Origin of the sequence: Microcoleus sp. S28C3, from assembly GCF_036700785.1 — a bacterium.
GTDB lineage: Bacteria > Cyanobacteriota > Cyanobacteriia > Cyanobacteriales > Microcoleaceae > Microcoleus > Microcoleus asticus.
In genome coordinates this window covers 1-1975 of record NZ_JAUBPO010000261.1, presented here as the reverse complement: position 1 = coordinate 1975, position 1975 = coordinate 1, and the positions used below count along the sequence as shown (strand labels likewise).

General features: G+C 40.7%; 3 protein-coding genes. All 3 read right to left on the bottom strand.

The annotated features are described in order from the left end of the window. Positions 1-108 precede the first annotated feature (108 nt). Positions 109-462, bottom strand: a complete 354-nt coding sequence (locus QUA13_RS32285; protein WP_172188538.1) for a slr1659 superfamily regulator — start codon at positions 460-462, stop codon at positions 109-111. Between the two features lie 66 nt (positions 463-528). After that, positions 529-1137 carry a DUF6272 family protein gene (locus QUA13_RS32280; RefSeq protein ID WP_333205147.1) on the bottom strand — a complete coding sequence of 203 codons (609 nt, stop codon included), beginning with the start codon at positions 1135-1137 and terminating at the stop codon, positions 529-531. A gap of 31 nt (positions 1138-1168) precedes the next feature. Continuing rightward, complete coding sequence (locus QUA13_RS32275) at positions 1169-1813, bottom strand: adenylate/guanylate cyclase domain-containing protein (RefSeq protein ID WP_333205145.1); 645 nt, start codon at positions 1811-1813, stop codon at positions 1169-1171. Positions 1814-1975 lie beyond the last annotated feature (162 nt).

Below are 1975 nucleotides of genomic sequence, written 5' to 3'. Positions count from 1 at the left end.
CCTTATTCTCTCCCAGCGCGGTGGCTCTAGTTCTTCTGAAGCCACCTTTCTCATCTTTATTTAGTCTAAACTACAGTATGTTAACTTTAGTTGAAATTTACACATATCCTACTCTAATTCTAGCTTCAAAGTTGGCAACAGCTTTTCTAAATTTTTGAGAGATTTCTGTTGCCAAGGAACATCATTTGAACCCAATACCAAAAGTTTAATCGTTTTCTTTTTCCGAACGCTAATGACAAACTTAGACAGCATACTGATACCAGAACTGTTAACAAAGTCCAATTTTTTTAGGTTCAAGGTAATAGTAGGCGGTTCGGGATTGGCTACCTCATCTAACAATTCGGCTATTGGTGCATACTCTGCTGGTCCGCCCAGGCTGAGTTCGCCTTGGAAAATGATTGTGGCTGATTCTCCATCGTACTGAATGTTGTAATCTTCACCTTTAATTTCTTGAATGCTCATTGTTGTTTGGTTTCCTGAGTAAAATACTGCGATCGCACAAGAGAGTAAATATTGAAATGGTTGAAACTAGACCGTAATTTGAACTACAGTCGTCACAGTGATCGTATCACTGTCTGGCCTTGGGTCGAATTTCCAACCTATTTTAGCTGAATAGTCATTAATCATAGTCAGCAATCCCAGTCCCGAGGTGTCGCTTTCAGATTCAGCATTCTTTTCAATCTGCTGCAAATAAAGTTCATTCGGATCGGAAGCCAGAATTTCTTTAATAAACTCCTTCAACTTATTCGCGCCTTCTAGATTGACACTATTAGTGGCAAAAATTACGGCAGTCACCTCTGTTTCACCAATAAAGTGTATGCCAAATTTGACTTTGTAATTGGTATCATCCTTATTAAATTTTATCGCATTTTCTAACAGTTCGTTAGCGACGTAGCTCACAGCTCCCTTGCTTTGTTTAACCCGTTTCTCGCTGCTAGCATCCTCTGCGTCCACTGGTAGAAAGCTGGACAAATAATCGGCTACAAAATGAGCCGAAAGCCTGTTGTTTCGCCAGCGCTGCTTGATGGGGCGAGAGCTAGGCGTAAAAGTAAGTTCTAGGGAGTCGTGTTCCGGTGGAAATTGGTCAATGAATTCTCCACAGATTTCTGTCACAGATTGTAAGCTTCCAGATGTCATTATTGTTCTCCGTTCAATTGATGTGTTAATGTCACTTCTGGGTAAATTTCCACACGCCATTCCAGTTAGCGGGAATACTATTTTCTAAAAATGCTTGGATGCGTTCTAGGTAAAGTTGGCTGGGTTTGTCGCCTGGATTTAGTGCCACTATTTGTTCAAAACAAATTTTGGCATTAGCAAAATTTCCCAGACAATATTGTTCGAGTCCTTCCTCAAAAATAGGCACTGTTTGAATTTTGAGCGATCGCACTGGTTCTGCATCAACATCTAACACCTCACAAACAGTAATGGCTTCTTGTCTACCTTTGACAATGGCACGATCCAAAAATCGAATATGATACTTTTCTGGTTGAGTCAAACGTTGTACCACATCTCCTGAAACTAATAAAGATACGCCATAATACTTAGTTAAACTTTCCAGACGCGCCGTGAGATTGACATGATCGGACAGGGCATCGGCTTGCATCCGGTTCGCGTCTCCAATAATTCCCACCATTGTATCACCGACATGGATACCGATAAACTCGGAAATATTCTCATCTAAGCCGATCGCAAATCCTAAATCTATTGTGTATATTCGCTGGATTTTACCGCCTTTCCTGACCACAAGAGTTGCCTCATGCTGACCGCTGATACTAATTGTGCGATCGGCATAATTGAAAATAGTTAGCGTCATACTTTTGTCCGAGTTCATGCGCTAGACATTTTTATCAATAGTGCGGTTGAGGGCTTTAACGGGAGCATCTCAGTTATGCAATGAGTAGAAATACTCACAGAGAAAGTATGAGAGAATAAGACAAAAGATAGAAGGAAAAATAGATGACACCCGAAGAAAGTA